This window comes from Microcoleus sp. T3_B1, assembly GCF_036700445.1.
Taxonomy (GTDB): Bacteria; Cyanobacteriota; Cyanobacteriia; order Cyanobacteriales; family Microcoleaceae; genus Microcoleus.
Genome location: NZ_JAUBOX010000012.1, coordinates 90643 through 111740, shown reverse-complemented (window position 1 = coordinate 111740; position 21098 = coordinate 90643). Strand labels below are relative to the sequence as shown.

Below are 21098 nucleotides of genomic sequence, written 5' to 3'. Positions count from 1 at the left end.
AAACTTAGAATCTGTGATTTGCGTACAGTCTGAAAATTACGATCGATCCTTTGACGGCATTCACGGAAGTCTTGCGGGCATTTGCTGTCGATCGTGCGATCGTGCGATCGAGTCAGAGGATGTCAGGGTAGGGTACTTTTGGGCTTTGTCTCGATCGCATCCGGGAGCAAGCACACTGGGTTAATAATATAGCTGATTTAAGGTTTCAACAACCGTTAAAAATAGTAAAGTTTGATTTTTGGGCTTGAATTTTTAGTAAGGTTGAGCTATAATATTCTCAATAACCGTGCAATTAGTAATTTTAGTAGTTGCAAACGAGATTCTTAGTATGCCTGTATACGATTATTTTTGTCCCAAAAACAACCAGCAGTTAGAAGTTTCGCACAGCATGAACCTGGAAGTTTCGACTTGGGGCCAACTGTGCGAGTTGGCTAAGTGCGAACCCGGGGACACTCCCGCAGATGCTCCGGTACGCCGGCTGCTGAGCGCTCCGAGATTGATGAAGCCGACATCCGACACCGATTATAAAAATTCGGGTTTCAGCAAGTACGTGAAGCGGGATGAAGGGGTTTATGAAAATGTCACGGCTAAGGATGGTGAAAGCCGTATTGTCAATCGAGATGGCAAGCCGATTAAAGACTGAGAACCCCCAATAATCAAGTTTTCAGTTGAGTGGATTACAGATATTGGGTAGGGACACGGCAGTGCCGTGTCCTGTATTTCATCCGATTGACAACTGCTATGTTATTCAGATTATATTATTCCGATGCAGACGGAAACAAAACGATCCACCGGACATAATATTATCAGCCAAACCAATTTTTCATTTTTTGTTTGGCTTGTTCTTTAGTATCAGCATTAATGTATACTGAAACAGTAGCTATTGCCGCCAGCAATACTCCCAAATCGTCCGTAAATCCCATGCCGACTAATATATCGGGAATGGCATCGACAGGAGATATAAAATAGGTCAAAGCTCCAACTACAACTCCTTTTGCCCAAGCAGGCACGTTTGGGTTCTGAGCCGTATAGTAGAGAATCAAAGCTTTTTCAACTACTTCTCTTCCTGCTGTCAAAGCAAAGTTTTTAAGTTTAGTCCAAAAACTTTCATCTGAATAGTTAATTTTGGGGTTGCTGAGGTTTGTTGTGGTTCCTTTCCGGTCGATCAAATCGAGAGGAATGCCCTTAGTTTTAAGCTGGGAAACAGCAGACTTGAAGGATGCTGATGCCTGATTTTTATTAGGGGCGGCCTCCCGTATTTGTTTCATGTCTGCGATGAATTCCTGCATGGCTTGGATTTGCAAGTCGGAAACCGCCAGCAGTTTTTTTGCGGATTGGATCGCCTCGCTTTCTGCAGGATGCAGCGTCTTATTTGCGCCAGCAATGTTAATTAAAAAATACATGACTCCCAAACGCAGCGGTTCTTGTGACTTGCTGAGTGTTTGCAAACAGTCGCTGAGTGATGGGGGACTGGCTGTGTAGGATTGGATTTGAGTCTTTGCAGAGTCAGAAAATTTGTCTAAATTTATGGTTTTAAACAACAAATCTAGTTCGTCAATATCAACGGAACCATCGGCGGCTGCGATCGCAAACAAAGAACCATAAAAAGCTAAAAGTTCGCTTTCTGAGGATGTGGCAAAAATATCTCTCTCGGACACGATGCTACTCCGATTGATAACGACGCTTTGCATTTTACCACAAAACTCAGCGCGCCATGATTGCAGAAACAGGCAATAATTTGAGAGAACATGACACAATGGAGAATTTTTTTATGAAAGTTGCGATCGTCGGCTGCGGCTATGTAGGTACTGCGACAGCCAAACATTTACGCGGCAAATCTGATTGTACCGTGACGGCGACAACTACCACGGCGACGCGAGTAGTTGAGTTGGAGGGTGTCGCGCAGCGGGTAGCCGTGCTCAAAGGAAATGACAAAGATGCGATCGCCTCTGTACTGCAAGAACAAGATGCTGTTATGCTGTGCGTCGGGGCCCGAAATCCTCATACTTATCGGGAAAGTTATATAGATACTGCGACAACTTTAGTATCGGTTTTACAGCAGATACCGACAGTAAAGCAGGTTATTTATACGGGTACTTATTCTGTGTATGGCGATCGCCAAGGTGAATTGGTAAATGAAGAATCACCCGTCGCGCCCGCTAATCCAAACGGTGAAATTCTCGCCGAAACAGAACGGGTTTTATTAGCAGCATCGAGTCCCAATCTTCACGTCTGCATTCTCCGTTTGGGAGGAATTTATGGGCCGGGGCGAGAATTAGTTAAAATCTTTGGCGGCTGGGCTGGGAACACTCGTCCCGGTAGGGGGGAAGATGTTACTAATTGGGTGCATCGGGATGATATTGTTGGGGGGTTAACCTTTGCTTGGGAAAATCGATTGCAGGGAATTTACAATTTAGTCGGGGATGTGTCCCTATCCAGTCGCGAATTGCTCGATCGCATTTTTGAAGCTAATAATTTGCCTAAAGTTTCTTGGGATGGAAGTCCTAGCGTGCGGCCTTATAATGCTAGGGTGTCGAATCAAAAGATTAAGGCGGCGGGTTATCAGTTTATCCATCCTGAAATTAGGGAGTTTTAATAGTCTTGGGCGCAGCACCTAATTATGTAGGGTGTGCACGGCGCACCTTGCTAGAGAATATTATATTTTCCCTTTCACCCAAGTTCTAAAGGATTTCAGCAAAGCAATTTCTCCTATCGTTTGAGTGCGACTGAAAAACCCAGCCATTTCTGCTACCGATACAAAGGGAAAAGCAATACTAAAGTCGCGCTCAATATATTCAGTTTCTACCAACTGATAAAATTTCAAAACGCGCCCGTTATATAGCCAGAGTTCCGGGACGCGAAGTGCGGAGTAAATGGCAAACTTATCAACTGAACTGCTGGTAATATCTATTTCAATTGCTAAGTCGGGCGGTGGGGCAGTTTCTAAATCTAGTTCTTGCCTGCCTCTAACTGCTGCTTCATTTTGGATATAATAACAGTTATCTGGTTCTATGCCTTTTTTGGCATTTTTGAGTTTGAGAGTAGTTGAGCCAGCACTTTTAATTTCAATGTCGAGTTCTTCTGCTAAAGCCAGGATGAAATTACCGAAATTGCTTTTGTAGTTCTCATGTTCAAATAGTGGCGCCATAATTTCCAGTCTCCCTTCATCGTAAGCTATGCGATAACCTCGCTTATCGCCTATTTCTTTGAGCAACGTTTCAAAGGTCTGCCAGCTAATGTTTTCTAGCAGTGTTCTTTGTTCGGCTAAACTTGAAGTAGTAGCAATCATCTCAAAATCTCCTTGAGCTGAGAAAACTCTAGTTTTATTTTACCACAGGCCCAGATACTATCAAAAAGGGGGTTCTTTTTTTGAACCGCAGATGCAGGCGGATAGACGCTGATGAACGCGGATGAAGAAAGAGCGATCGCACTTCACTTAGGTTGTGTTAAATCTTATTTGATGACACCGCTAATTCTTTCTCTTCTTCCCAAGACAGTGATATTTGAAGTTGTCCTGATACTGTAAATGTTTGAGCTGCCAACAGTGCCGTCTCTAAATTTACACACATCCGGGCGGAATAATTACCTTCTTGTCCGCCGATAACTAGCTTTTCTATTGCATCTGGTTTTGATGGATCTACTAAATTGTGGAAGCTAACGTTATCAAAAGTTACGTTAACAATATATTTGCCGGATTCGCCGCCACCAATGCTCATATAACACTCGTCATCTGCACCCAAGGTAACTAAAGTTTTAGTTTTCCCATTTAACTCGCGGATGGCTTGTTCTATTTGACTCCAAGTAGGACTTTCTATTAAGTCACCTTCATCCTGGTTGCCCACCCAATTTTCTGCTGATAGGTTTAACACAAACATTATCGCCTGATTATATTTGGGGTGAGATCGCTCTCTTCTTCATCCGCGTTCATCCGTGTTCATCTGCCTGCATCTGCGGTCAAAAAAAGGGCGATCGCTTCTCAATTTCTACCCGCGCACCATCACCCACCAAATTATCCCATAATCCCCGCAAAAAAGTCGATCGTCTCTTTCAACGCTTTCACAAACACATCAATTTCCTCGCGAGTATTGTAAAAATACAAACTCGCCCTGGCAGTAGATGAAATATTCAAATAGCGGTGCAAAGCTTGCGTGCAGTGATGCCCGGAACGAATCGCGACTCCCTCCTGATCTAACATGGTAGACAAGTCTTGAGGGTGAATTTCTCCCGCTGTAAATGCCGCCAAAGCTGCCCTACCTTCGCCGTTGCTGTCTGGTTGCGGCCCGTAAATTTTGATTTCGGGAATTTGCCGCAATTTTTGGAACATATAAGCATTCAATTCTGCTTCGCAAGCGTGAATCTTATCCATGCCAATGTTACTAAGATAATCGATTGCTGCACCAAGGGCGATCGCCTCGCCGATTGCAGGGGTGCCGGCCTCAAATTTGTGCGGCAAATCGGCATAGGTGGAATAATCGAGAAACACGTCAGCAATCATCTCGCCGCCGCCGAAAAACGGAGGCATTTCTCTCAGCAAGTCCAGCTTACCGTACAGAAAACCGATGCCAGTCGGAGCGCACATTTTGTGACCGGAAGCAACCAGCCAATCGCAATCTATTGCTTGCACATCTACTATCATGTGCGGCACGCTTTGGCAAGCATCAATTAAAACTCTTGCGCCGAAACTGTGGGCAATTTTGCAGATTTCTTTGACTGGACTGATGCAGCCCAAAGTATTAGAAACGTGAACGGTTGAAACCAACTTAGTTTTATGGGAAATTAGCGTTTTAAACTGTTCCAAGTCAAACTCGTTAGTTTCCGTTAACTCCACAAACTTCAGCACCGCACCGGTTCTTTGAGCCATCATTTGCCACGGCACGAGATTGCTGTGGTGTTCCATCACCGACAGGATAATTTCATCTCCAGCTTGCAGATTGCTCAAACCCCAAGAATAAGCAACCAAATTAATCGCTTCGGTGGCGTTGCGAGTGTAAACAATTTCTTGCCGTGACGCCGCATTTACAAACGCCGCAACTTTGTCTCTCGCACCTTCGTAAGCATCAGTCGCTTTGGCGCTGAGAGTGTGAGCACCCCGGTGGACGTTTGCATTGTATTGTCCGTAGTAATCACGCCAAGCGTTGAGCACAGCTAGGGGTTTTTGAGAAGTAGCTGCATTGTCTAAATAAACTAGCGGTTTACCGTTAACTTTTTCATTCAAAATAGGGAAGTCGCCGCGAACTTTTGATGCAAGTGTTTTTTCTTGAATAAGTGTCATATTTTTTGAAGTTAGTATTGTTGTGGAACTCGCTTATAAGGCGTATTCTGAAACCCGGAGATACCCCCTAACCCCCCTTATTAAGGGGGGGACAAGAGTATTCTCAAAGTCCCTCTTATCCAGGGAGGGACAAGAGTATTCTCAAAGTCCCCCTTCTTAAGGGGGATTTAGGGGGATCTCCGGCTTTGATTGCAAAGGTAATAAAACACCCTCCCGTCTGTTGCTAATTCCTTTATCCTTGGATAGCCATGCAGGTTGAAAGCATTTTCGCCACCCCAAGAATCGGTAATTGATTGAGCATTTCCGCCGCAAAAGCATCGATTAGCAAATAGCGGCTTCTTTCTAAATCCAAACCGCGACTTTGCAAGTAAAAAAGCTCATCATCTTCTAATTGACTGACAGTTGCACCGTGGGAACATTTAACGTTGTCGGCGACAATTTCCAACTGCGGTTTTGTGTCTACGCGAGCTCTTGGCGACAACAACAAATTCCGGCTCAATTGTCCGGCATCTGTCAATTGGGCGGCTTTGCGAACGAAAACTTTGCCGTTAAATACAGCACGAGCTTTGTTGCCGATAATGCACTTGTGCAGTTGGCGGCTTGTACCGTGGGGGTGATTGAAATCGATTACACTGTGAGTGTCTGATAACTGTTCGCCAAAGGCTACGGTTAAGCCGTTTAAAGTTGTTTCAGTGGCTTCGCCGCGCTGAAAAACTTCTAAATTGTGCCGCGATATTTTGCCTCCCAAGCTGATAGCATGACAAGTGTAACGGCTATTACGAGATTGTTCGATCGCACTTTTGCCGATATGAACAACCTCCCCACCTTCCCGCTGCAGCCGAACGTGGTTCACAGTAGCGTTTTCGCCGACAATAACATCCGTTACAGCATTAGTAAAGGCTGGTACATTACCGATAGTTGCGTAATCCTCAATCAGCGTCACATTGCTTCCAGGCTCAGCTATGACCAAGCAGTGCGGCTGGCACATCGTGCCAGATGCACCTGGTGCTGTCAGGAACAGCAAGTGAATCGGAAGTTCGATCGACATATTGGCCGGTACGAACACCACCGCAGAATCCGCCAAACCCGCAGTATTCAGCGCGGTAAACACCTCGGTTTGCTGTCTGTGCTTGCTCAAAACATCGCTGATGCGCCCTTGATATTTTTCAGGTACATTCGATAGATTACCTGCGTAAAAGTCGATCGGCAAATTCGGCAAAACCAACGACTCCACCGTTGACAAATCCGGCGCATAAAAACCGTTGACAAATACCAATCTTAATGGTAAATCATCCCGGTTTTTCACTGGCATAATGATATCAGCCAGCTTAACTTTTGACTGATTGCTCTGGGGTATATGAAAAGGAATTTGCAACACCGGCGACAAATCAGTAAAGCGCCATTCCTCATCCCTCACCGTCGGAAAACTCGAAGAAAGCACGTATTCCGTCGCCACAGCCCGCAAATCCTGCAACCCGTAAGCCGCACTTTTGCTATTAGCAGCCTCCAACTTGCTGCACTGATTCACCAAATCAGTCAAAAACATTTCCCTACTCGCAACTTGCGTATTCATCATCGCGCGCCTACTCCTGCTGCTTCCTCTTCCACAACCCAGTCATAACCGCGCTCTTCCAATTCCAGCGCCAACTCTTTCGGGCCAGTCAAGATAATTCTGCCGGCTTCCATGACGTGAATAAAATCAGGAATAATGTAATTCAGCAACCGTTGATAGTGAGTAATCACCAACATCGAATTTTCCGCATTTGACAACTGATTCACACCGCCGGCGACAATCTTGAGAGCATCGATATCCAAACCCGAATCAGTCTCGTCCAAAATAGCTAATTTCGGTTCCAACAAAGCCATTTGCAAAATTTCATTCCGCTTTTTCTCGCCACCGGAAAAACCCTCATTTACGCTGCGGCCTAAAAAAGAATCATTCATCTTGACAATATCCAGCTTGTCCTCGATTAAATCTTGGAAATCAAAAGCATCCAATTCTTCCAAGCCGCGATGTTTGCGGTGAGCATTGTAAGCCACGCGCAAGAAATCCAGATTGCTAACGCCGGGAATTTCTAAAGGATATTGGAAAGCTAGGAACACGCCAGCTAAAGAGCGTTCTTCCGGCGCTAATTCCAGCAAATTTTGACCAAGAAATGTCACTTCTCCGCCTGTTACTGTATAAGCAGGATGACCCGCCAATATCTTGGATAAAGTGCTTTTTCCAGAACCGTTCGGGCCCATAATCGCGTGAATTTCACCCGATTTAATTTCCAGATTCAAACCCTTCAGGATTTGGGTATCTTCCACATTCGCAGTTAAATCGCGGACGGATAGCACCACTTGACTATTTTCTACAATCATCTATTTTTGTCCTTTTCCTCAATGCACTTTACAGTTTTTTTGCTCGTTCTTCTCGTTCCTAGGCTCTGCCCATTGGTGACAATTTAACGTTAAACCGATAGTCCGCCAGGGAATGAATTCCCTGTCTCAAAGCTAAAGTCCTCTGAAGAGGACTGAGAAGAAAATTTTTAAACTCATTAGTCCTGTTTAGAGGAGTTTAGCTATTAGCCAAGGAATTCATTCCCTGGCGGACGGGGAGCTTAAGTTGTCACCGATGGACTCGGCCTGGAAGAATTTCTTGCCCGCGAAAATTATCCGACACTTCCTTCCAGTTTCAGACTCAACAGCTTATCAGCTTCCGCCGCAAATTCCATCGGTAACTGATTGAAAACATCTTTACAGAAACCGCTAATCATCATCGAAATAGCATTTTCTGCTGAAATTCCCCGCTGTGCGAAGAAGAACAATTGCTCTTCCCCAATCTTAGAAGTAGAAGCTTCGTGTTCGACTTTAGCAGTGTGGTTCTGCACTTGAATATAAGGGAAAGTATTCGCTTGAGCGTTATCCCCAATCAGCATGGAATCGCACTGAGAGTAATTACGAGAGCCTTTAGAGTTAGGCCCCATTTTCACCAAACCGCGATAGCTGTTGGATGAATTACCCGCCGAAATTCCCTTAGAGATAATCGTGCTGCGAGTATTTTTACCAATGTGGATCATTTTTGTGCCGGTGTCAGCTTGCTGCTTGTTATTTGTCAACGCTACCGAGTAGAATTCGCCCACCGAGTTGTCGCCGACTAACACGCAACTGGGATATTTCCAAGTAATCGCTGAACCGGTTTCTACTTGTGTCCAAGAAATCTTAGAATTGACTCCTTGACACAAACCCCGTTTCGTCACAAAGTTGTAAATGCCGCCTTTGCCGTTGGCGTCGCCAGCGTACCAGTTTTGCACTGTGGAGTATTTGATATCGGCATTGTCCATTGTTACCAATTCCACGACGGCGGCGTGCAGTTGATTGGTGTCAAACATCGGCGCGGTGCAGCCTTCTAGGTAAGACACAGAACTGTTTTCTTCAGCCACAATTAGTGTGCGCTCGAACTGGCCGGAATCTCCGTTGTTGATGCGGAAATAGGTTGACAATTCCATTGGGCATTTGACCCCTTTGGGAATGTAAACAAAGGAACCGTCGCTGAATACGGCGGAGTTGAGGGCTGCGAAAAAGTTATCGCCGACTGGTACGACGCTGCCGAGATATTTTTCTATTAATTCGGGATAATCTTTGACGGCTTCTGAAATGGAACAGAAAATAACACCATCTTTGGCTAACTTTTCTCTAAATGTTGTGGCAATTGAAACGCTGTCGAAAACGGCATCGACGGCGACATTTCCCAGCCGCTTCTGTTCGGAGAGGGGAATGCCGAGTTTCTCGAAGGTTTCTAGCAGTGTCGGGTCTACTTCGTCCAAACTGTTGAGCTTTTTGGGCTTTTGTTTGGGGGCGGAATAGTAGATAATTTGTTGGTAGTCGATCGCGGGATAGTTGACGTGGGGCCAGGTGGGCTCGGTCATTGTCAACCACTTCCGGTATGCTTTGAGGCGGAATTGCAGCATGAATTCCGGTTCGTTTTTCTTGGCGGAAATCAGGCGGACTACATCTTCGCTCAAGCCGCGGGGGATGGTGTCTGACTCGATGTCGGTGACGAAACCGTATTTATACGGCTGGTTGACTAAGGTTTTGACTGTGGTAGAACTCATTATTTTGCGTGTTCAGTGTTCTAGATAATGCTCTCTGGATGGCAGACGGGGCAATGCCTGTCAGGGCTTGAGCGAGTTCTGCTGGACTGCTCTGGGAAGTTAAACAACAGATTTGTTGCTTTACTATATTTTAAGCTACATTAACAATAGTGATATTGTCAAAGTCAAATTAATAATTTTTTGTGAAGATGATGGAGACTACTCAGCAGACTTCCACGAAACAAGACATCCTGCAATATTTGCTCAAGGGGGGGCAGGGGACGGCTATTGAGTTGGCGGAGTCTTTGGATATCAGTCCGCAGGCGATTCGCCGTCACTTGAAGGATTTGGAAGCGGAGGGGCTGATTCAGTATCAGTCGGTTCAGGCTGGGATGGGGCGGCCGCAGCACATTTATGAGCTTACCAGTCAGGGGCGCGATCGATTCCCGAATCGTTACGGTGATTTTGCTGTCTCTTTTCTGGATACGTTGGCGGAAACCGTCGGCCGCGAGCAAGTGATTACTATCTTGCAAAAACAGTGGCAGCGCAAGGCGACGGAGTATCGGCGGCTGGTGGGTGCGGGTTCGCTGGAAGAGCGGGTGACTAAGTTAATGGAACTCCGCAGGGCTGAAGGCTATATGGCTGAGTGTTATCCTGTAGAATCGGTAGAGGTTGGGATCTGCGATCGCGCTGGGAAGGGCGATCGATTTGTGTTGATGGAACACAACTGCGCGATTTCTAATGTTGCTGAAACTTTTCCGAGTGTCTGCGGTAATGAGTTGGAAATGTTTGCGGGGGTGTTGCCGGACTGTACTGTGGAGCGGACTCACTGGATTATTAATGGGGAACACCGCTGCGGTTATTTGATTGCAAGGAGGAAGGAAGAAGTTCGGCAACGGATTTTGTAACGGATGTAACGGATGTCACGCATGGAAGTTCGACAACGGATGAGTGTAAGGGATGTCACGGATGTCACGGATGTCACGGATTACCCATTACCGATTAGCAATTACTAATTTTTAATATATGGAACCGCTAGCAGATTTTTTAAAGCCGGAAGAGTGTGCCGAAGTTGATATGGCGCTGCTGTCGTCGAAGGAAAAGTTTTCGGCGCGGGTGGCAATTTATGCTTTGAGGGTGCTCAAGCAAATTGCTGGGGAGACTGGGAAGCCGGTGGCTGAGGTGACTAATGGGCAGGTGATGGATTGGATTAAGAATGATGAGAGTATTAAAGGATCGATCGAACTTGATGCTAGTTTTGAAAACTTTTTTACGAATTTGGTAATTGCGTCTTTGCGGCCGTTGAGGCAAATTGCGACAGAATCTGAAAGCCCGATCGAACAATTAACAGTTAAGCAGGTCGTGGCGTGGTTTGTGAAGGACGGGAAGATTCGCAGAGAACAGGGAACCGAGGCGGCGTTTTTGGACTTGTGAGTTAAAGGTCGATCGGCCCCACTGGCAAATAATACGTCAAACTCGACTATTGGGGGGGGTTTCGGGCGATGGAAAAAAAGTTTTGCCAAAGGGGTTGACAGACAGGGGAAAACTTGATAAGGTAATTAAGTCGAGCGAAAGAGATGCAGCGCATCAAACTTAGCTCAAGCTTAACGCAGACACAGGATTAAAAGTTTTCAAAGCTTTCCTGGTGCTTATGATGTAATGGAACCACTCCGATCCATCCCGAACTCGGTTGTTAAACGTTGCTATGGCGAAGATACTCGGCGGGTCACTGCCCGGTAAAATAGCTCAGTGCCAGGTTAATAATAAATTAAAGCTCTTTTCCCGCAACAACGGAAAAGGGCTTTAGTTTTTTGGTGAGTTCTTAGGCATCTACACCACAGCAAGTCTTGGGCGCTTTGTAGAAATCTCAATATTCTGGGTCAGCAGCAGATTTGTGGTCGATAGAACTTGATGCTAGTTTTGAAAACTTTTTTACGAATTTGGTAATTGCGTCTTTGCGGCCGTTGAGGCAAATGGCGACAGAATCGGGAGGGGCGATCGAACAATTAACAGTTAAGCAGGTCGTGGCGTGGTTTGTGAAGGACGGGAAGATTCCCACAGAACAGGGAACCGAGGCGGCGTTTTTTGATTTGTGAGTTAAAGGTCGATCGGTCGCACGCCCAAACCCGGCCTCAAACCCCGATAATTCCAGCGGTTTCGGGCGATCGAAAAAAACTTTTGACAAAAGGGTTGACAGACAAAGGAAAAGTTGATAAGGTAATTAAGTCGAGCGAAAAAGATGCAGCGCATCAAGCTTAACATTAAGCTAAACGCAGACACAGGATTAAAAGTTTTCAAAGCTTTCCTGGTGCTTATGATGTAATGGAACCACTCCGATCCATCCCGAACTCGGTTGTTAAACGTTGCTATGGCGAAGATACTCGGCGGGTCACTGCCCGGTAAAATAGCTCAGTGCCAGGTTAATAATAAATTAAAGCTCTTTTCCCGCAACAACGGAAAAGGGCTTTAGTTTTTTGGGGAGTGATTAGGCATCTACACCACAGCAAGTCTTGGGCCCTTTGTAGAAATCTCAATATTCTGGGCCAGCAGCAGATTTAGGGTCGATCGAACTTGATGCGAGTTGTGAAAACTTTTTTACGAATAGGGTGGTGGCGTCTTTGCGGGATGAGAGGCAAATTGCGACAGAATCTGAAAGGGCGATCGAACAATTAACAGTTAAGCAGGTCGTGGCGTGGTTTGTGAAGGACGGGAAGATTCCCACAGAACAGGGAACCGAGGCGGCTTTTTTGGATTTGTGAGTTAAAGGTCGATCGGCAACACTGGCAAATAATACGTCAAACTCGGCTATTGGAGGCTGTTTCGGGCGATCGAAAAAAACTTTTGACTTTGGGGTTGACAGACCGGGGAAAACTTGATACAGTAATTAAGTCGAGCGAAAGAGATGCAGCGCATCAAGCTTAACATTAAGCTAAACGCAGACACAGGATTAAAAGTTTTCAAAGCTTTCCTGGTGCTTATGATGTAATGGAACCACTCCGATCCATCCCGAACTCGGTTGTTAAACGTTGCTATGGCGAAGATACTCGGCGGGTCACTGCCCGGTAAAATAGCTCAGTGCCAGGTTAATAATAAATTAAAGCTCTTTTCCCGCAACAACGGAAAAGGGCTTTAGTTTTTGGGTGAGTTATTAGTCGTTATCTTGGATACTCAATAGATCGATCAATGGCTTGAGATCGAGATACATTGTACGATAAGGCACTGATGATGGTAAAGACTCATTAGGATCGACAAATTGAAAACCAAACTTCTCGTAAAAGCCAGATGCGTCATAGGGAGGAGTAGTATCCGGGTCGTAAAGTGCGTCAACGGTCATAAAGCGCACGCCAACTGTAGGTGAAATCTCCGCTGCAACGTACTCTACTGCCCATTCAACTAGACGGCGACCGGCTCCTTTCGCACGTCTATCTACCGCTAGTAAACCAATCTTGATAGCTGGAAACGACTGGTACTGAACGCCTTCGTCAAGCAGGATTTGTTCGGCTAATTCCAGTTTATCTGTGAGTAGGGTGATGTAACCTGCCAAACTGTCTTCACAGCGTAAAATCCAGCATTGACTGATACGAGCATCTATATCTCGCTGAATGCGTCCTTGTCGCCAGTAGGTGACAAACTCACCCCGCAGACAACGAAACCCCTGACCAGAAATGGTAAGCTCGGAGGTTAAATGCTCGACAGGCAGATCGGAAAAATCAACTCCCGCAAACTTACTACTTGGCGGCATTGGCAGTTGTCCGACGATGGCGACGAGCGGCAATCCGTTTAGCTAAAGCTAAAGCAGCTTCATTTGCAACATAACCGCCAGTCTTAAGCGCATGAGCAAGTTTTTGAACTTCGCTACCTGAGACTGGCTTGGAAACTGTATGCAGTGGGTACTTCATAAAAAAACTCGGTAAGTGGGAAACTCAGAGTCTTTAGACCTGAGAGGGAAACGACACGAGCGGTTTCAATCGCCTTGAATCTTTCTTGTCATTACCGCCTTGGAGTTACTTAGTTCGGTGTACTTTTGTAATGCACTTTCGACGAGACAGTTATCGTCTCAAACCTTGTAACCCTGTACGCATAATGTTGCTCTTGTGGAGCCTCCCTTGCGGGGTAATGTTCGCTTCGCCAATGTTATCAGGGCTTGTTAGGCTAGCAGCACTGTCTCAGTGACCTTGAAACTGTTTAACTACTAGCGACAGGGCAGGGGACTAGCGTCGCATCCACAGGGTGTCGTGACCTAAATAACGTAGACCTCGAAGGTCTTAGGCTGGTCAGAATGGCTTACTTGATTTCTCTTGCAAGCCCAATCTCTTTAGAGTTGGGTTCCTGACTACGAAACCTGATTCACTAACTCTATTGTAGTATACATTCTATTTTTGAGGTAAAAGTTTAGGAAGATTAGTTATGATTCCGAAATTGATGCTCTCTACATTAGACTTGTAGAAGGTAAGCATCAGTGTCGCACTTTACAGTTAACTGACGAAATTACTTTAAATATTGGGGAAAATGAGTTATTGGTAGGGATAGAAGTTTTAGAGGCTACACAGGTTTTAGGTAGTGGAAATGTACCTAATGTAGTGCTAGAAAATATAGCTTTTACTGTAGCTTAAATAGGGAAAGCAATCGCTACCTGTGTCAATCTAAGTAAGGATGAGTGGAAAAATGATCCGTACTTTTGATGCAAAATCTTATACAGATTTACTTGTTCGGTATCAACCAAAACCGATCGCAAATGAAGCAGAAAACGAGGCCGCGATCGCTCTCGCTTGCGAACTGGAACACCGCCCTATGCGATCGCTGGAGGAAGAGCTATTTCTGGAGCTTTTGATAACGCTGATTGAAAAATTTGAATCTGAAAATTATCCGATTCCGGCAGGAAATGCTGCTTCAATGTTGCAACATTTAATGGATGCGAGAAATTTGGAGAAATCTGATTTGATTCCTGTTTTGGGAACGGAAACAGAGGTTGATAAAGTTTTTGTTAGCAGAAGGGCGATCGAAATAGATGAAGCCAGAAAATTAGCTGATTTTTTCCAAGTTGATATGAGTTTGTTTCTTTAAGTGCGAGCTGCTACTTGTTGAGTAGGAGCTACCGATCAAAGAATTGAATCCAAAATTTCTGGGGTCAATCCTCGCGCTTGAGCATTCCGACTAATCTCACTCATTACCTCCTCTAGGGGTCTTTTGCATCGAATTGCATCACTAAGTTTCAGGCTAAGTAATGCCTCCAATTTACGACGCTCTTCCTCAGAAGCAGCCTCAAAGATTCTGGCAACCTCAGCATTAACGCGAATTGCGATCGTTTTGGTTTGCATGATGGTTATGTGATGTTTTAATGACTGTTTTCAAATAAGCTAGAATGGCGGGGGAATCGAACCATATTTTAATACAATCATAACCAGCGATCGCCCTTAATTTTAGCAGTCAATAGTGGGCGATCGCCTTCCGCCTTCTTCATAGTCCGAATCGCGGGCAAAAGTTACGGCCTAAACTGTGCTATATCTCAGACCAATTTCTCGAAGCAATTGACTCAAATTCTCCTTGTCAGATTCATTATAGAACATACCTACTACCTCTTTCAAATTAGACAAGTCCTTCCTATATTGCTCGTCAGATAGCTGGGACACTAATTGCGCCGGGGAATTTTTTACTAAATCTTGTCCATTAGATAAGATATTTACAACATCTTTCAACTTAGACAAGTTCTTACTGTATTTCTCGTTAGATAAAATATCTACTGCATATTTTAATTGAGAAGATTGGTTTTTCTACTTATCATTAGAAACAAGTTCGCCTAACTTCTCATCATTAGAGGTGATAGCTACTAAATCTTGTAAATTAGATAAATTCGTAGCGTACTTCTCGTCAGATAAAATCTCAACTACCTTTTTCAACTCAGACAACTCCTTCTTCTGCTTATCGTCACAGAGCAGTGAGCATAATTTTATTTCCGTCTTTAAAAATCTTGCTAAATCTTTGTAATCGCTCGATTTGTTTGTCCAGAGAAGCCGTCCGTCAGTAAAAACGACCCGGGAGCATCTCACTTTTTCAGCCAAGCTAGAAATTGGAGTTTTGAGGCAGGAGGCAGGAGGCAGAAGGCAGTAGGAAAGAGGAAGAAGGAGGGAGCTAGAAGAAGTTTTTTTACAAATATGAGATGCTCCCAACGACCCCCGCATTTGTCAAGAAACCACTGGTGTCTATCAAAGCGATTACCTTTTCATCTGGGTAAACAGATAGCCATGCAGACAGCGCATTTGATAGTTTATCTAAGGGAATATTAGGAGCGGAAAAACTATTATCCGATTTGTATTTATCGCGTACATTCTTTTGAATAAATTCTCCAAAATCACCCGGAACGGTATTTTCAGTATAGGTGTAGGTTCGAGTTTCTAACTGGTGCAGCACCGATGAATCCCGTGTCTTTCCACTTTTGAGAAATAACCAAATCACAAATGCTGTACCCGATGCAACAAAAGCTGGACCGGCGGTGATTAAACTGAGTCCACCAAGAGCCGAGATGGTGGTAGTGATAGCAGCAGCACCCGATAATGTACCCGTTACTCCCAAAGCACTTGCAGCAGTCCAAGCAGCTAAAACAGTTGCAGTACCGGCGAATGTTCCTGTAGCAAATGCAATTCCCAGATTTTTTTGTTCTTCGCTGCCTGAAGTGCAGCGAGGAGCAACGACGAGCGAATTTGTAGGAGTTCAGGTGAGCTTATTTTTGCTGTGGTTGGTTACTTCTATTTCCCGCTTGTCTTGCTTGAAACAGAGTTTTGCCACGCCTTCGCTTGCTCAACAAACATCTCTGGATTGTGTTCCGGCGTTGCAATTAAGGCTGCTTCGATGTTTGACCACGGAACGAACAAGTCAGAACCTGACATGGTAAGGCTAATCCAATCTATCAATGTCAATCGAATACCATTACCATCAACGGCTTGCACTTCGCCTACATAACTACGGAGAGGCGCTGTGCCCTCACGAAGCGTTAAAGCAACCCAAAATCCGGCTGCAATAGTCTGGTCTTTGTATTTTTCAATCGCCACTTTGATTTCTGTGTTCCTTAGTAAAGTCATCCCTATCATTATAGCACCAACACCTAACCTCACTATACATTGAATGCCATTCATTCATTAACTATGTTGTTGCAATACTTCCTCTAACTCCGATAATGAGTTTTGTAAGTTAAGTTTCCCTAAGTGGCTCATCAAAGTCATCAGGTAGCGGTAGAACAAACATTCCTTTCATTGTTCCGGCAACTAAACGCTTCTTTGTCGGCTTTTTTTGAGTGGAGTTTTTAGCCTGCTTTTCTATCAAAAACTCAATGTAATGAAGCACTTCTGTCTGAAGTGACTCAGGGAGTTCTGCTAATTTTTCTAAAATGACTGGCTGTATCATGGTTTCTGCTCGCGATCGATACCCATCTACTCCATTAAAGCACCCACACCCAAAGTCAGCCACAGAATACCCCATTATTTAGATTTCTGGACGCACTCGAACCAAAGAAACCGGGTTTTTTTACGAAAAGAGCGTTCCCGCCCGCAGATTCGCTAAAAAACCCGGTTTCTGGACCCCCATGCGTAAGTCCTAATCTAGTAGAATCGCCCCCGCACTAACACAATCATCATTTTGCAACTTGCCTAAAATTACCCGATCGACTATTCTTCCTAGTAGATATGATCTTGATATAACAACCAACAAAAACATGACAGCAATATTACCGCCTTGGATAGTTTTAGACTCCCTATTGCACAACTGGCTACTAGAAGATATCGGTAGGGGCGATCGCACAACATCGGCCTTATTTCCCGCAAACAGCATCCAGGGTACTGCTAAATGGATAGTCAAAGAAGCGGGAGTCATTGCCGGATTGCCAATTGCCGATCGCACATTTAAACTTTTAGACAGCAGCCTCAGTTTCATCCCCCAAGTACCAGAAGGGAAACTGTGCGAAAAAGGAGAAGTAATTGCCGAGATTTCCGGCAATTTCGATGCGCTGCTAACCGGAGAAAGAGTAGCATTAAACTTGGCAATGCGTTTGAGCGGCATCGCTACTTTGACTCAGAAATATGTTGACAAAATTGCCGATTTGCCAGTGCAATTAGTGGATACGCGCAAGACAACGCCCGGATTGAGATTGTTGGAAAAATACGCAACTCAAGTCGGCGGTGCTTGCAATCACCGGATGGGATTAGATGACGCGGTGATGATTAAAGACAATCACATTGCGGCGGCTGGGGGAATTGCAGAGGCGATCGCCCTAATCCGCAATTCTATCCCCTATCCGCTGACTATCGAAGTCGAAACCGAAACTCTCGCCGAAGTAGAAACAGCTTTGCAGCACAAAGCCGATATTATCATGTTAGATAATATGTCCTGTGATTTGATGCGGCAGGCTGTGGCAATAATTCGCCAAAAGAGCGATCGGGTCAAAATTGAAGCTTCCGGCAATGTTACTTTAGAAACAATTAGAAGCGTAGCCGAAACCGGAGTGGACTATATTTCTACCAGTGCTCCGATTACGCGATCGACTTGGTTGGATTTGAGCATGAAAATTAATAGTAATACCCGCAGTCCGGCAGGGGTTTAAACCCCTGCCTCAAAGCTGAAGTCCTCTAAAAGAGGACTAATAGACATCTCCAAAAAAGAACTTGAAACCCAAGTCAAGCCTAAGCTAAAATCTAATTTCGGGAGAAGTCTAATGAATTATTCAGTCCTCTTTTAGAGGACTTTCGCTATGAGCCAGGGGTTTAAACCCCTGGCGGTATTTGGGGCCCGATCGATATTTCGGCTGAAGTTGATACCAATGGGCAAGGCCGTGTCCGACCTTGCTGAGAGTCAACTGTTAACTATTGGTTAGTTATTACCAATAACCAATAACCAATAACCACTAACTACTAACAAATTACTACTTAGAGATAAAATGAACCCAAAAATTTCCGTCAGGTATACAGAGGCTGCGGATTAAGCGGTAAGTATAGTGCAAGTAAGCACCGCTGACACTTGTATCGTAGCCAGTTCGGAACCACTCGCCATAGGGATCGTGGACGAAGAATCCCTCGCTGTCGTAGCCTGATGCAACTATAATGTGACCGAAAGACGTGAAGTATCCGTGGATGACAGCGGGATTTCCGCTGGCTAGCCAATCTTGAACGTCATCAATAGTTGCATTCTCGGTAAAGAAATCTTGAGCGCCGTAATCTCTAACAATCTTTGCTAAATCGTAGGGGTCCCAGCGACTGTAACCTTTGGCGATCGCATATTCGTAAAGTTCGTCTTCATATTGCCCGGTTTGTTTGCGCCGTGGCACCCTCAAAAAGTCCATACACATCGCTAATGAAGTTACATTGCAAGAACCTGTAGGATTGTTGAAGTTATCCATTTGCGATAGATAAGGAATGCCCAGCCTGACAGTTGGGGGATTCGGTTTCGGAAAAAGCAGAATGCTGTCTTGAGTAATTTGAGCGTGTCCTCCGAAAACATACCAAACCCCTGAACCTTTGAAAGACTCGTTGCGGAGAGCAACTCGGATGTGACCGCGAGCCGGAGCAAAAGCCAGGATCTCCAACTCTTTTCCGGCTGGTATTACTTGTTTTTCTGAGTCCTGAAGTTGAGAAGACGCGACCGGTTTTGATTTAAAAATGGTGTCTCTGAGCGTTTTCAGGATCAGGGGCTGTGTGGGAATGTCCTCTGGTTTGGTTTCGATCAGCTTTTTGGCTGTGACTGCTCCCAAAAAACCCGCTTCGCCGCACTTCATCAGAGTTTGAAATCGGTGGAGGGTGGCGGTAGAGAGAGGGCCAAAAATTCCGTCTACAGGAGGCTTCAGTAAACCTAGGTCAATGAGGCGGCTTTGAATTTGGCCACTGAGTTCGTCGTCTGCAGCGATTGCTTTGGCATCGTACCTAATGTTTGAGTTGAGAAAGTTTTGTAATTTCATGCTTGCGTGCGTGCCCCTGTCAATCGATTTTAGATTTTAGATTTTAGATTTTAGAATTACGACCGCAGATAAATCCGGTGGCCCCATACCAAATTGCTCGATTGTCAATAATACCCTGTTTATCGTCTCATAAAATTACGGTAATTTTTCCGCTCAATCGATTTTAGATTTTAGATTTTAGATTTTAGAATTACGATCGCCAATAAACCCGGTTTTCCTAGACTAAATTGCTGGCTCGTCAATAATTCCCAGTTTATCGTCTCATAAAATTACGGTAATTTTACCGATCGCCCGTACCTTAAAGGCTTCATACTAATTATTGGATACAAAACCTTCAAGGCGAGAGCCGATCGAATTTCACGCACTATTGACTAAAAATCCCTGGTGCGCGTTGACATTGTTTCTACCGAATTCCGAATGCCGTTGGATGCCTCAAAAGCAGAAGGATAGCAGAATTGCCCTGTTGAGGCGAAGTCCGATTTATGCTTAGTCGGGGCGAATTACCACAACACCCATTGCGTCGGGAGACAGATATTTGACAGCGGCTTCTCGGAGATCCTCGGCAGTCTGAGCTTGGATGCAGGCGGAATAGTTGAGGGCGGGAGCGATATCTCCTACCATCGACTGATAGTAACCGTACAAACTTGCTCGATCGCTCGGAGTTTCGTTACCAAAGATAAACCGATTTGCTACTTGAGTGCGGATGCGGGAAATTTCGGCATCTGTCACCAGTTCGGTTTGGAGAGTGCGGATGTGTTGGACGATGGCTGCTTCCACTGCAGCCAAGTTTTCTGTCGGTAGTTGAGCAGAAATTGAGAATACGCCGCCGAGTCGCTGAGTCATGTTGCTGACCGAAATTGACGACACTAGCCCTTTTTCTTCGCGCAAATCCTGCACCAAGCGAGTTGTGCGGCCGTGTCCCAAAATTGTCGCCAAAACGTCCAGGGCATAAGTTTCGGACATTTCCATGAAACCTGGCACTCGCCACATCACGATCAGTCGGGCTTGCTGAAGGGCAGAGTCTACAAATTCGCGGCGGACTGTTTCTGTAAAGGGCGATTCTTGACCGTAGTTCAGGATTTGGGGCTCAGGGTGAAAGTTGCTGACAGCAGGCACATTTATTTTGTTGTTTTGTGCTGTACTTTTTGCTGCAAAACTGTCTGCGACAATTTCTATTAGTTGATCTACTGGCAAATTGCCTACAGCTACGGCTGTCATGGCCCCTGGGTGATATCTGCTGCTGTGGAAATCCCGCATTTGTTGCGCTGTCAACTGTTCGATTACCGCAGTCGGGCCGAGTACCGGTCGCTTGTAGGGCAGGACTTCAAACGCTAATTCCATCGATCGCTGATAGGTGCGGCGGCGGGGATTGTCTTCCGATCGTCTAATTTCTTCTAACACTACCAGCCTTTCGCGATCGAAGGCGTCGTCGGGAATGCTGGCGTTGAGCAACACATCGACTTGCAGGGGAGCTAGTTCGGCAAAATCTTTAGGAGCTGTGGTGATGTAATAGTTAGTGTAATCTTGGCTGGTGGCAGCATTGGTGACAGCGCCGCGTTGCTCGATCGCGCGCTCAAATTCGCCACTGGGAATGCTGGGAGTTCCCTTAAAAATCATGTGTTCTAAAAAGTGAGCCATGCCGTTAATGTCGTCTGGTTCGACGGCTGAGCCTAAATTGAGCCACACGCTGAGGTTAACAGCATCGACCGGCAAGTGTTCGGCTATAACGGTGAGGCCGTTGGGGAAATGGCGGATTGTTGGGGCGTTGAGGGGCGATCGAGCTGAGGTTTTGAGTAGGGTTGATGTCATTGTG

At 45.4% G+C, this 21098-nt stretch carries 26 protein-coding genes and 3 rRNA genes; 13 read left to right on the top strand and 16 right to left on the bottom strand.

What is annotated here, in order from left to right; genetic code table 11:
* The first annotated feature begins 13 nt into the window (after positions 1-13).
* Positions 14-184 (top strand): hypothetical protein, encoded by a 171-nt coding sequence (locus QT990_RS09445; RefSeq protein WP_333410268.1) that lies wholly within the window; start codon positions 14-16, stop codon positions 182-184.
* 144 nt (positions 185-328) lie between these two features.
* The gene (locus QT990_RS09440) at positions 329-643 is read left to right on the top strand and encodes a hypothetical protein (RefSeq protein ID WP_039887678.1); all 315 of its coding nucleotides are present in this window, start codon (positions 329-331) and stop codon (positions 641-643) included.
* 163 nt (positions 644-806) lie between these two features.
* Here the strand turns inward: QT990_RS09440 and QT990_RS09435 are convergent, their stop codons facing one another.
* Positions 807-1658, bottom strand: coding sequence for a DUF1232 domain-containing protein (locus QT990_RS09435; RefSeq protein WP_333410267.1), 852 nt, complete (start codon positions 1656-1658; stop codon positions 807-809).
* Positions 1659-1771: 113 nt separating this feature from the next.
* Between QT990_RS09435 and QT990_RS09430 the strand changes: the two genes are divergently transcribed.
* Complete coding sequence (locus QT990_RS09430; RefSeq protein ID WP_333465172.1) at positions 1772-2596, top strand: NAD-dependent epimerase/dehydratase family protein; 825 nt, start codon at positions 1772-1774, stop codon at positions 2594-2596.
* 60 nt (positions 2597-2656) lie between these two features.
* Here QT990_RS09430 and QT990_RS09425 read toward each other — a convergent pair whose 3' ends face one another.
* The 6 genes from QT990_RS09425 to sufB form a co-directional block, all read right to left on the bottom strand.
* A complete protein-coding gene (locus QT990_RS09425) occupies positions 2657-3289 on the bottom strand; it encodes a Uma2 family endonuclease (protein ID WP_333139912.1) in 633 nt (210 codons plus the stop codon).
* 157 nt (positions 3290-3446) lie between these two features.
* A complete protein-coding gene (locus tag QT990_RS09420) occupies positions 3447-3875 on the bottom strand; it encodes an Imm1 family immunity protein (RefSeq protein WP_333031910.1) in 429 nt (142 codons plus the stop codon).
* A 134-nt stretch (positions 3876-4009) separates the two neighbouring features.
* A complete protein-coding gene (locus QT990_RS09415; protein ID WP_333465170.1) occupies positions 4010-5272 on the bottom strand; it encodes a SufS family cysteine desulfurase in 1263 nt (420 codons plus the stop codon).
* 232 nt (positions 5273-5504) lie between these two features.
* Complete coding sequence (sufD, locus tag QT990_RS09410; protein WP_333139916.1) at positions 5505-6848, bottom strand: Fe-S cluster assembly protein SufD; 1344 nt, start codon at positions 6846-6848, stop codon at positions 5505-5507.
* Entirely contained in the window at positions 6845-7636 is a 792-nt protein-coding gene (gene sufC, locus QT990_RS09405) for a Fe-S cluster assembly ATPase SufC (RefSeq protein WP_333139918.1), read from the bottom strand. The genes sufD and sufC overlap by 4 nt, the downstream gene beginning before the upstream one ends.
* A gap of 290 nt (positions 7637-7926) precedes the next feature.
* Entirely contained in the window at positions 7927-9369 is a 1443-nt protein-coding gene (sufB, locus tag QT990_RS09400; protein WP_333139920.1) for a Fe-S cluster assembly protein SufB, read from the bottom strand.
* A gap of 188 nt (positions 9370-9557) precedes the next feature.
* On the opposite strand from sufB, the gene sufR reads away from it, so the two are divergent.
* The 7 genes from sufR (at position 9558) to rrf (QT990_RS09365) (ending at position 12432) form a co-directional block, all read left to right on the top strand.
* A complete protein-coding gene (gene sufR, locus QT990_RS09395) occupies positions 9558-10256 on the top strand; it encodes an iron-sulfur cluster biosynthesis transcriptional regulator SufR (RefSeq protein ID WP_333139922.1) in 699 nt (232 codons plus the stop codon).
* 118 nt (positions 10257-10374) lie between these two features.
* Entirely contained in the window at positions 10375-10782 is a 408-nt protein-coding gene (locus QT990_RS09390; protein WP_333051988.1) for a hypothetical protein, read from the top strand.
* A 207-nt stretch (positions 10783-10989) separates the two neighbouring features.
* Positions 10990-11106, top strand: a 5S ribosomal RNA gene (rrf, locus tag QT990_RS09385).
* Between the two features lie 134 nt (positions 11107-11240).
* Positions 11241-11444, top strand: a complete 204-nt coding sequence (locus tag QT990_RS09380) for a hypothetical protein (RefSeq protein WP_333465169.1) — start codon at positions 11241-11243, stop codon at positions 11442-11444.
* Between the two features lie 208 nt (positions 11445-11652).
* A 5S ribosomal RNA gene (gene rrf / locus QT990_RS09375) occupies positions 11653-11769 on the top strand.
* 188 nt (positions 11770-11957) lie between these two features.
* Entirely contained in the window at positions 11958-12107 is a 150-nt protein-coding gene (locus QT990_RS09370) for a hypothetical protein (protein WP_333139926.1), read from the top strand.
* Positions 12108-12315: 208 nt separating this feature from the next.
* Positions 12316-12432: ribosomal RNA gene (gene rrf, locus QT990_RS09365) — 5S ribosomal RNA — on the top strand.
* A gap of 64 nt (positions 12433-12496) precedes the next feature.
* Here the strand turns inward: rrf (QT990_RS09365) and QT990_RS09360 are convergent.
* Positions 12497-13090 (bottom strand): hypothetical protein, encoded by a 594-nt coding sequence (locus tag QT990_RS09360; RefSeq protein WP_333139927.1) that lies wholly within the window; start codon positions 13088-13090, stop codon positions 12497-12499.
* Complete coding sequence (locus tag QT990_RS09355) at positions 13077-13247, bottom strand: hypothetical protein (RefSeq protein ID WP_333139929.1); 171 nt, start codon at positions 13245-13247, stop codon at positions 13077-13079. Before QT990_RS09355 ends, QT990_RS09360 begins: the two co-directional genes overlap by 14 nt.
* A gap of 501 nt (positions 13248-13748) precedes the next feature.
* Between QT990_RS09355 and QT990_RS09350 the strand changes: the two genes are divergently transcribed.
* Together QT990_RS09350 and QT990_RS09345 are read left to right on the top strand one after the other, a co-directional pair.
* Positions 13749-13961: a DUF2283 domain-containing protein gene (locus tag QT990_RS09350; protein WP_333140085.1), complete on the top strand. Its 213-nt coding sequence runs from the start codon at positions 13749-13751 to the stop codon at positions 13959-13961.
* Positions 13962-14013: 52 nt separating this feature from the next.
* A complete protein-coding gene (locus QT990_RS09345) occupies positions 14014-14412 on the top strand; it encodes a transcriptional regulator (RefSeq protein ID WP_333300236.1) in 399 nt (132 codons plus the stop codon).
* Between the two features lie 35 nt (positions 14413-14447).
* On the opposite strand, the gene QT990_RS09340 is transcribed toward QT990_RS09345, so the two are convergent.
* From QT990_RS09340 to vapB, 5 genes are all read right to left on the bottom strand, one after another.
* A complete protein-coding gene (locus tag QT990_RS09340; RefSeq protein ID WP_333139933.1) occupies positions 14448-14666 on the bottom strand; it encodes a hypothetical protein in 219 nt (72 codons plus the stop codon).
* Between the two features lie 453 nt (positions 14667-15119).
* Positions 15120-15407, bottom strand: coding sequence for a hypothetical protein (locus QT990_RS09335; RefSeq protein WP_333139934.1), 288 nt, complete (start codon positions 15405-15407; stop codon positions 15120-15122).
* 85 nt (positions 15408-15492) lie between these two features.
* Entirely contained in the window at positions 15493-15918 is a 426-nt protein-coding gene (locus tag QT990_RS09330) for a hypothetical protein (RefSeq protein WP_333139936.1), read from the bottom strand.
* Positions 15919-16091: 173 nt separating this feature from the next.
* Positions 16092-16478, bottom strand: coding sequence for a hypothetical protein (locus QT990_RS09325; protein ID WP_333139938.1), 387 nt, complete (start codon positions 16476-16478; stop codon positions 16092-16094).
* Between the two features lie 55 nt (positions 16479-16533).
* The gene (gene vapB, locus QT990_RS09320) at positions 16534-16821 is read right to left on the bottom strand and encodes a type II toxin-antitoxin system VapB family antitoxin (RefSeq protein ID WP_333305723.1); all 288 of its coding nucleotides are present in this window, start codon (positions 16819-16821) and stop codon (positions 16534-16536) included.
* A gap of 232 nt (positions 16822-17053) precedes the next feature.
* On the opposite strand from vapB, the gene nadC reads away from it, so the two are divergent.
* A complete protein-coding gene (gene nadC, locus QT990_RS09315) occupies positions 17054-17938 on the top strand; it encodes a carboxylating nicotinate-nucleotide diphosphorylase (RefSeq protein WP_333139942.1) in 885 nt (294 codons plus the stop codon).
* A gap of 318 nt (positions 17939-18256) precedes the next feature.
* On the opposite strand, the gene QT990_RS09310 is transcribed toward nadC, so the two are convergent.
* Both QT990_RS09310 and QT990_RS09305 read right to left on the bottom strand, forming a co-directional pair.
* The gene (locus QT990_RS09310) at positions 18257-19285 is read right to left on the bottom strand and encodes a C39 family peptidase (protein ID WP_333139944.1); all 1029 of its coding nucleotides are present in this window, start codon (positions 19283-19285) and stop codon (positions 18257-18259) included.
* A gap of 486 nt (positions 19286-19771) precedes the next feature.
* The gene (locus QT990_RS09305) at positions 19772-21094 is read right to left on the bottom strand and encodes a pitrilysin family protein (RefSeq protein WP_333139946.1); all 1323 of its coding nucleotides are present in this window, start codon (positions 21092-21094) and stop codon (positions 19772-19774) included.
* Between the last annotated feature and the right edge of the window lie 4 nt (positions 21095-21098).

Coding starts and splice junctions, on each gene's coding strand:
- QT990_RS09440 (WP_039887678.1), top strand. CDS start 329: ATGCCTGTATACGATTATTTTTGTCCCAAAAACAACCAGCAGTTAGAA.
- QT990_RS09430 (WP_333465172.1), top strand. CDS start 1,772: ATGAAAGTTGCGATCGTCGGCTGCGGCTATGTAGGTACTGCGACAGCC.
- QT990_RS09425 (WP_333139912.1), bottom strand. CDS start 3,289: ATGATTGCTACTACTTCAAGTTTAGCCGAACAAAGAACACTGCTAGAA.
- QT990_RS09420 (WP_333031910.1), bottom strand. CDS start 3,875: ATGTTTGTGTTAAACCTATCAGCAGAAAATTGGGTGGGCAACCAGGAT.
- QT990_RS09415 (WP_333465170.1), bottom strand. CDS start 5,272: ATGACACTTATTCAAGAAAAAACACTTGCATCAAAAGTTCGCGGCGAC.
- sufD (WP_333139916.1), bottom strand. CDS start 6,848: ATGATGAATACGCAAGTTGCGAGTAGGGAAATGTTTTTGACTGATTTG.
- sufC (WP_333139918.1), bottom strand. CDS start 7,636: ATGATTGTAGAAAATAGTCAAGTGGTGCTATCCGTCCGCGATTTAACT.
- sufB (WP_333139920.1), bottom strand. CDS start 9,369: ATGAGTTCTACCACAGTCAAAACCTTAGTCAACCAGCCGTATAAATAC.
- sufR (WP_333139922.1), top strand. CDS start 9,558: ATGATGGAGACTACTCAGCAGACTTCCACGAAACAAGACATCCTGCAA.
- QT990_RS09390 (WP_333051988.1), top strand. CDS start 10,375: ATGGAACCGCTAGCAGATTTTTTAAAGCCGGAAGAGTGTGCCGAAGTT.
- QT990_RS09360 (WP_333139927.1), bottom strand. CDS start 13,090: ATGCCGCCAAGTAGTAAGTTTGCGGGAGTTGATTTTTCCGATCTGCCT.
- QT990_RS09355 (WP_333139929.1), bottom strand. CDS start 13,247: ATGAAGTACCCACTGCATACAGTTTCCAAGCCAGTCTCAGGTAGCGAA.
- QT990_RS09345 (WP_333300236.1), top strand. CDS start 14,014: ATGATCCGTACTTTTGATGCAAAATCTTATACAGATTTACTTGTTCGG.
- QT990_RS09340 (WP_333139933.1), bottom strand. CDS start 14,666: ATGCAAACCAAAACGATCGCAATTCGCGTTAATGCTGAGGTTGCCAGA.
- QT990_RS09325 (WP_333139938.1), bottom strand. CDS start 16,478: ATGAATGGCATTCAATGTATAGTGAGGTTAGGTGTTGGTGCTATAATG.
- vapB (WP_333305723.1), bottom strand. CDS start 16,821: ATGGGGTATTCTGTGGCTGACTTTGGGTGTGGGTGCTTTAATGGAGTA.
- nadC (WP_333139942.1), top strand. CDS start 17,054: ATGACAGCAATATTACCGCCTTGGATAGTTTTAGACTCCCTATTGCAC.
- QT990_RS09310 (WP_333139944.1), bottom strand. CDS start 19,285: ATGAAATTACAAAACTTTCTCAACTCAAACATTAGGTACGATGCCAAA.
- QT990_RS09305 (WP_333139946.1), bottom strand. CDS start 21,094: ATGACATCAACCCTACTCAAAACCTCAGCTCGATCGCCCCTCAACGCC.